At 34.0% G+C, this 7,777-nt stretch carries 5 protein-coding genes; all 5 read left to right on the forward strand.

Going from position 1 to position 7,777, the window contains the following annotated elements; genetic code table 11:
• Window positions 1-1,140: 1,140 nt before the first annotated feature.
• A complete protein-coding gene (locus EO98_RS03075) occupies window positions 1,141-2,082 on the forward strand; it encodes an NAD-dependent epimerase/dehydratase family protein (protein ID WP_048137537.1) in 942 nt (313 codons plus the stop codon).
• 211 nt (window positions 2,083-2,293) lie between these two features.
• A complete protein-coding gene (locus EO98_RS03080; protein ID WP_048137544.1) occupies window positions 2,294-3,256 on the forward strand; it encodes a glycosyltransferase in 963 nt (320 codons plus the stop codon).
• Between the two features lie 265 nt (window positions 3,257-3,521).
• Entirely contained in the window at window positions 3,522-4,661 is a 1,140-nt protein-coding gene (locus EO98_RS03085) for a glycosyltransferase family 4 protein (protein ID WP_048137539.1), read from the forward strand.
• A 129-nt stretch (window positions 4,662-4,790) separates the two neighbouring features.
• Window positions 4,791-5,972: a glycosyltransferase family 4 protein gene (locus EO98_RS03090; RefSeq protein ID WP_048137541.1), complete on the forward strand. Its 1,182-nt coding sequence runs from the start codon at window positions 4,791-4,793 to the stop codon at window positions 5,970-5,972.
• Between the two features lie 554 nt (window positions 5,973-6,526).
• On the forward strand, window positions 6,527-7,777 hold a 1,251-nt coding region (locus EO98_RS03095; protein WP_048137546.1), incomplete at its 3' end, for a right-handed parallel beta-helix repeat-containing protein.

A 7,777-nucleotide genomic window follows, 5' to 3' on the forward strand; every position in this document is an offset into this window, starting at 1 on the left:
GCTGCAATAGTAATGGTCATATGATATCATCTACCTCTTTGATGAAAAAACTCAAGAATATTTATAAAGCGCCTTTCTATAGAGAAATCGGCGAGAATTGCAAATACAGTGAATATATTTTTCAGAGTCATCGCTCCACAAACTTTAAAGGGTTTCTAAGGATCACCTGTAACCAGATCTACAGCGCATCATTTGAGGGATTGTTGTGCTCCTTTTAGGGAAAGGAAAGATGCCCTGCAAGCAAGTCATAGTTCGGAATAAGACGTGTATTTGTTTAAAGATATGAGCTATATAAATATTGGGACCCCAAAAATAATTAAGCAGTCCCCCCGATAACGAAAAAGAAATGAGCTTAATTGAAAATCCCGTTAGCCAGGAAAGGAGCTAAAATAGCTCCGATATAAATTTTACTTATTATAAGAGGGATATAAAAATTTATACATATATAGGAATCAAGAGGTTTTTTGCGATACACGATAACATAAAAGAGGGAGGGTTATATTAAAGAAAAGTTTTCAAAAAAAGTGTCAGAAACTACTTTTTGAAGTGAAAATTATTAGAAATTGGAGAAAAAATAAATATATTAGTATAATATAAGACATGGAAAGGGAAGAATTTTATACAAAAAAGTGAGTTGAATAGATCAAGTTAAAAGCATTGTTGAAAAAAAGAGAGGCTTTCGGAACATAAGTTTTAATGAATATAAAAAAAGCTCAGGAATTGAAACTCAGGCCAATCTCCAAATTCTGGAATATTTATAAGATCACTACATGGGAGTGTACTTGCGCCCTGGGCCCACCCTCGTGATTATGATATTGACAATCAAACGACTTTTATGGTAATAAAATGGTTATAGTAATTACTTCATGCTATAATGAGAGTAATATTCCCAATCGGCATGAATCATATTGGCTCTTCACTATTTGGGGATAATTTAGAGTCAACTTCTAAACATAGTACAACATATATAATGTTTGAATACATTTTTGTTTGGAAAACCATATTCAAGATAGATGTTTATAATTTGGGGTGGTCACTTTTCAACCGGGTAATTATTATCAACCCGCACAAAACACCGAAAAGCCATCATATAAAAAGTAAGTTTAATGGTTCTACAACTTCATTACAGAGGCGTACTTGATGAAAGCACTGGTTACTGGTTGCGCTGGGTTTATAGGTTCTCACTTGACTGAAAGATTATTGAAAGAAGGATATGAGGTAGTAGGAGTTGATTGTTTTACCCCTTACTACTCTAAAAATATCAAAGACAATAATCTTTGTACAGCATTAAACGATGATAATTTTGAGTTTATAAATAAAGATTTGCTCTCTATTGACAAATACCCTGATGTAGATTATGTATTCCATCAGGCCGCACAGGCCGGTGTCAGAGCATCATGGGGGAAATATTTTGATACTTATCTTGAATACAATATCAGATTGACTCAAAAACTGCTCGAATATTATAAGGACAGTAATATTAAAAAATTTGTGTATGCTTCTTCTTCATCTGTATATGGAAATACTGATGAGCTACCGATGAATGAAAAATCTTTATTAAATCCTGTCTCTCCTTATGGTGTTACCAAATTGGCAGCTGAGCATTTATGCTCTTTATATTGCACAAATTACAGCACGCCGACAATTTCTTTGAGATATTTTACCGTTTTTGGTCCGAGACAAAGGCCCGATATGGCGATTTCCAAATTTGTTAGTAAGATACTTAATGATGAGGAAATAACGGTTTATGGGAATGGATCCCAAACCCGAGATTTTACTTATGTTGACGATATAGTTGAAGCAAATTTTCTGGCAGCAACAAGTGATGTTGTAGGAGAAGTGGTGAATATCGGTGGCGGGAACAATATTACTGTCAATGATTTGATAAAACAAATAGAATTAACCGTCGGAAAACAAGCAAAAATAAAGTATATAGATACTCAGAAAGGCGATGTCAAGAATACTAAGTCTAATGTAACAAAAGCAAGAAAGTTGCTTAATTGGAAAGCGGAAACAAACATTGTTGAAGGATTAGATAAATTTATCGAATGGTTTAGAGAAAACGAATATCTCTACAAATGATTAGATCTATGAATCCAGAGAGTTCTATACTCATCAGGATTTGGTTTTCATAATTATATTGGGTTATCGCTTTATTTTTTGAGGCAAAAAATTATAAATTTTAAAGCGGAGTGAATACAACTGCGTAAACGAATTCCGAATGTCTGCAATGAGATAAAATTACAGGGTAATCGAAAGTAATCTAAAAAAAATATAAATGGTTGATTCCTCTATGAAAAAAGATCTCGTTAGTGTTGTAATGTCTGCTTATAATTCGGAAAAATTTATTTCGGACTCAATTTCCAGTATATTAAATCAAACTTATGATGATTGGGAACTTGTGATTATAAATGACGCTTCTTCTGATAATACTTTAAAAATAATTAATCAATTTTCAGAAAAGGACCCTCGAATCAAAGTAATTGACAATGAAAAGAATATTGGTTTGACGATTTCTCTTAACATTGGTATTAAAAATTCCAATGGAGAGTTTGTTGCAAGATTGGACTCGGATGATCTTGCAGAACCCTCAAGGCTGGAGAAACAGATTAATTACTTACATAATCACCCCGATGTTGGATTAGTCGGATCTGGAGCCTATTTAATAAACAGTTTCGGGAATAAAATTGGCTTTATGAATGTAATGTCACAACCGGATTTTGTAAATAAATTTATGAATAATCTTAATCCTTTTATTCATAGCTCTATAATGATCAGAAAGAAAGCTTTAGATGATGTGGGATCTTACAGAGAAAAATTTCGATATTCACAGGATTATGATCTGATTTTGAGACTTAGTGACAAGTACAAATTGTCTAACATCGCACAACCTCTTATTAGATGGAGAGTTTCTGATAACAGTTTAACTATGCAACATCATACTTTACAGAGAATATATGCAGATATTGCCAGAGAATTTGCAATAGAAAGAAGAAATTATAGTCATGATAGTTATGAATCAATTGAGTTTAATAACTTAATTGATGAAATGAAAATAAAGAACCAGGGGCGATATTTGTGTGACCGTGGTGTTTATGATCTTTTGTTTAATAGAAAATATAAAGATGGATGTGCAGAATTACTAAAAGGGATATCAAAAGGTGGATTCCCGTATAATTCATATTATAGAGGGATTACGCAAATAATATCCAAAATAAGTGTAACTACCCAGCGCAGGAAAAAACAGCATCAATAAGCAGCTTCTTAAATACAAAATTGGCAAACCAAGCTGACTCCATTTTAGTTAATTGTTGGCTATTGATTATGTTTTTCAGTTTTAACAGAGGTAGTATGTTCAGGTATCCGAGATCGCAAAATCAACATCATTCAGATGATTTTGGGTACGTTGAATAGATACAAAATAAGTATACTATGATCATCTTTCGAGTAAGATTGTTTAATTTATCTTCTATCGGATCAAATATGTCTCATTTTTATTTAATTGTAGTAGGACTAAAATTATGAAAATCTGCATGTATACTTCTGAGTTTCCGCCAGATGTAGGTGGTATCAGCACTTATGTTTATAATTTGTCAAAACGACTTGTAGAAAGAGGACACGACATTACAGTTATTACGAGAGGAACCTGGAGAAAAACATATTGTGAAGAGATAGAGGGGATTTCTGTTTATAGGGTTAGATTTGTCCCGTTTTTTCCATCTCCGTTTAAAATTCATCAATTGTATATCAATAAATTGCTCAAATCTTTGAAGTTTAATTTTGATTTAATTCATTTGCATGGTACACTTATACCAGTAAAACCAGTTTTTAATAATTCGTGGAATGTTATATTCACTTCACATGGGGCTTCTAAAAAAAAATTGGACCACATGGAAACCAAAACGTTGCATTTTTTTATTGTAAAACTATTACGCAAACGTCTATTTAAAATAGAACAAGAAATTGTTGAGAAAAGTGATGTACTGACAGCTGTATCTAATTCCTGTGCTGATGATTTAAGAATATATCACCCACTGAAAAAAGAAATAACTATAGTTCATAATGGAGTTGATACTAATTTCTTTAGACCCTCTGAAAACAGCTCAAATTTAAGGTACGTATTATATACTGGCCGGTTTGAAGTGTTTAAAGGATTATCAGATTTAATCGAATGTTCAAGCATTGTGTGCAAAAAATATCCTGATGTGAAATTCATTTTGGTAGGATCCGGAACTATATTAGATAATTTAAAAAAGCAGGTGAATAAACTTAAATTGGAAGATAATTTTGTATTTACGGGTTCTCTAAGTAAATCACAGATTATTGAATATTATCAAAATGCAACTATTTTTGTATTGCCTTCTTATAGAGAAGGATTTCCAACGAGTTTAATGGAAGCTATGTCATGTGGTATTCCTTCAATTGCAACAAACGTTGAAGGGAGTTTCGAATTAATAAAGGAGAGTGAAAATGGTTTATTGGTGCCCCCAAAGAATCCCGAAAAACTAGCTGAATCAATAATATATCTGTTAGAGAATGAAGAGTTCAGATACAGAATTGGGCACAGTGCCAGGGACCATATTGTAAAAAATTATGATTGGGAAACAATTACAGATGGGTTTGAAAAACTATATGGCCAATTGTTCCATCAGGATGCATGATTTATCTCTTTTCGTTAGTAAATAGTCAAAAGTTTTTCTGATTCGTTATTTTTTGGTGCAGAAACAATAAGTGAGAAAATATTAATATAAATTACAACGCCTCCATATATTTATTGGGAGTTACGATTCATGAAATTATTTATTATTTATGGAAGGCAATTGGATTTGTTTAATGGATCCAATGTCCATGCAATTGAAGTGTTTAATAATCTTCAAAATCTAGGTGTTGACGTGTTTCTCTTTTCTAAAAGTTCAGAAAATGGAAACTTTAAGAACTCTAATATCATAGAAGTCCCCTCTACTCATTTTCAGTTCCCATTTGCTAATTATTTAAATATATTCATATATCAACTAGCTCTTTTTTCGTATCTTAGTTATTATTCGATCAAAATAAAACCTGATTTATTTTATACAAGATTGGCTGGAAACAGTATCTCTTCTTCTATTGTATCGTCTCTGTTAAAAATTACTCAAGTTGGAGAAGTTAATGGTCTTACAATTGATGAAATGATTATTCAAGGTTCATCAAAACTGAATATTAAGATTGCAAGGTTAATAGAAAATATAAATTTTAATGGATGTAGTAAATTAGTTGCTGTAACGAATGGAGTAAAAAAAGGACTTATGGATCTATATTCCATTCCTGAATCCAAAATTGTTGTAATTAATAATGGTGCTAACACGGAGTTATTTACCCCAATGGATAAAAGTAAAGTAAAATGGGAATTAAATTTGGATACTTCATTATACTATATCTGTTTTGTTGGAAATTTGGTCTCCTGGCAAGGTGTTGAATATCTAATCAAAGCAGCTCCTTTAATTCTAAAAGAATATGTTGATGTCCGTTTTATGGTTGTTGGAGACGGCATTATGAAAAAAGAATGGATGCAACTAGCAGATAATCTGGGTGTATCGGAGAAGTTTTTTTTTACGGGAAGAGTCCCTTACGAAAAGGTACCCATGTACATTAATGCCTCGGATATCTGTGTTGCCCCATTTATTCGTGAACGAAATTCGAAAATCGGTTTATCAGCGTTAAAAACATATGAATACCTTGCCTGCGGGAAACCCCTTGTAGCAAGTGGCATTCCGGGGGTAAAAGACTTAATCGAGGTTTCTGGCGGGGGAATTTCAGTAACACCCGAGGACCCTGAAGAGCTTGCAGCTGCTGTGATAAAATTACTTCCCGATGAAAATACCAGGAGCTTGATGGGTGATAAGGGTTGTAGATATGTTGTTGAAAATCACAGCTGGCATAGTGTTGCAAGAAAAGTACTGGCCGTTTGTAATGATGTGATTAAAAGTCATTAATTATGGAGGATATAAATTGAAATTCGGCATATTGTCGGAACGTGTCTCAATTTATGACCTACACGACTCAATTACAAAAATTAGCACGTAACTGGAGAAAATATTGCATATTTAACTTTAAAAATATATTTAAAGGTTGGCATACACTTTTTTATAATATCAGGGCCTAATTTACAATGCTAACAATTGAAATTTAATTGGATATGTTATCCGAATTAATTTTGATTGTTTATATAGAAGGGGGAATTAACTTACATATGAGACGTAGTCTGGCGAAAGAGAATATTCATCGATTGCCAGTATTGCACCTCAGTTAAACATAGTTACCTCTGAGCTGAAAATTTTCACCAGAGATCTTTGTAAATTCACTAAGGTTAGGGAGTGGATAATATTTGCAAAACCTCACTAAGTGGACCAATTACATAGGAAATAAATTAAATGAGTGTTTGATGAACATTTCCATTTTTTATAGCACTGTGACCCATAAAAAAACCGACTCTTTGCACCTGGACGTCGGGAAAAAATTTGATTCAGATCAGCCTAAAATAACAGCGATGTTGAATCGGAAATTTGTAATCTTTTTCCTAATAGGCTGTCTTGTCCTTGCCAGTGTTCCTACTGCTTTATGCAAGACTCCCACGCCTCCTATTGTTTACGTTTCAGGAAACGGCAGTGGAGACTTCAACTGTGACGGAAAAGCCGATGATGTACAGATAAATCAGGCCCTTAAATTCGTAGCTGATAATCCAGATTACACCACCGTTTATCTTAAAGGGCCTTTTACCTATACCATAGAGAATACTATTTACATTCAGAGTAGTAACACGGTTCTTGAAGGTGATTCCGACGCTGTTGTCAAATTAGTTGACCATGCGGGATGGACTAATTCCCCTATGATACCTTTAATTGGCAGCAAGGGTTCTGTAAACAATCTTACTGTCAGAGGATTTGAAATAAATGTGAACTATCCCGGAAACACCGAAACTCCAAAAGGAAAAGGATATTACAACTGTATATATTTTGGTCGAGTAAAAAATGTAACGGTTTGTAATATGTACATGCATGATGGACATGGGGATGGGCTGCGAGCATACTACTGTGAAAATATCCGATTTTATAACAACACAATCTCTCTGCTTGGACACGACGGGCTTTATGCTATTGAATCTGATAATGTAGAGGCCTGGAATAACAAAATCACATGTCGGATAAATAGCGCTCTCAGGGTCTGGAACTCGGATAACGTAAAATTCCACGACAACTTTATTGATTCTTATCCGGATGCGGGCCCAGGCATTCAGGTTCAGAGATCCGCCGGTAATATGGGTGTAGAAATCTATGATAATTTAATTACAAATACCTACGGACCAGGTATCTGGGTTATAGGAACTGCCGGGGCATATGATAAAAGTTTGTCAAGTTGTTACATCCACAACAACATTTTCAATGGCAGTGGGACAAATAAAAATATTCAATGGGTTGGGGGCGTTCTTGGCAGTGGTTTTCATAATGTCCTGATAGAAAATAATGTCTTTGACGGAGTTCATAACGCCGCAGTCGTGAACATGTACATGACTGACACTAATGCGGGACCTTCTGGAACAGGATTCACGACAACAGTCCGAAATAATATAATTACTAATACTGTCCCGAGAACCACAAAAGGGACCGGTACTGGATACGGTGTTTTAAACTGTCTTACCAGCTCCCACAAAATTGTGCTGGAAAATAACTGTCTCTACAGCAACACAGCCGGGAACTATAAAAATGTTAACTCAGCAACAGATATCTATGTAGATCCTCTT

Origin of the sequence: Methanosarcina sp. 2.H.T.1A.6 (assembly GCF_000979455.1) — an archaeon.
Lineage (GTDB): Archaea > Halobacteriota > Methanosarcinia > Methanosarcinales > Methanosarcinaceae > Methanosarcina.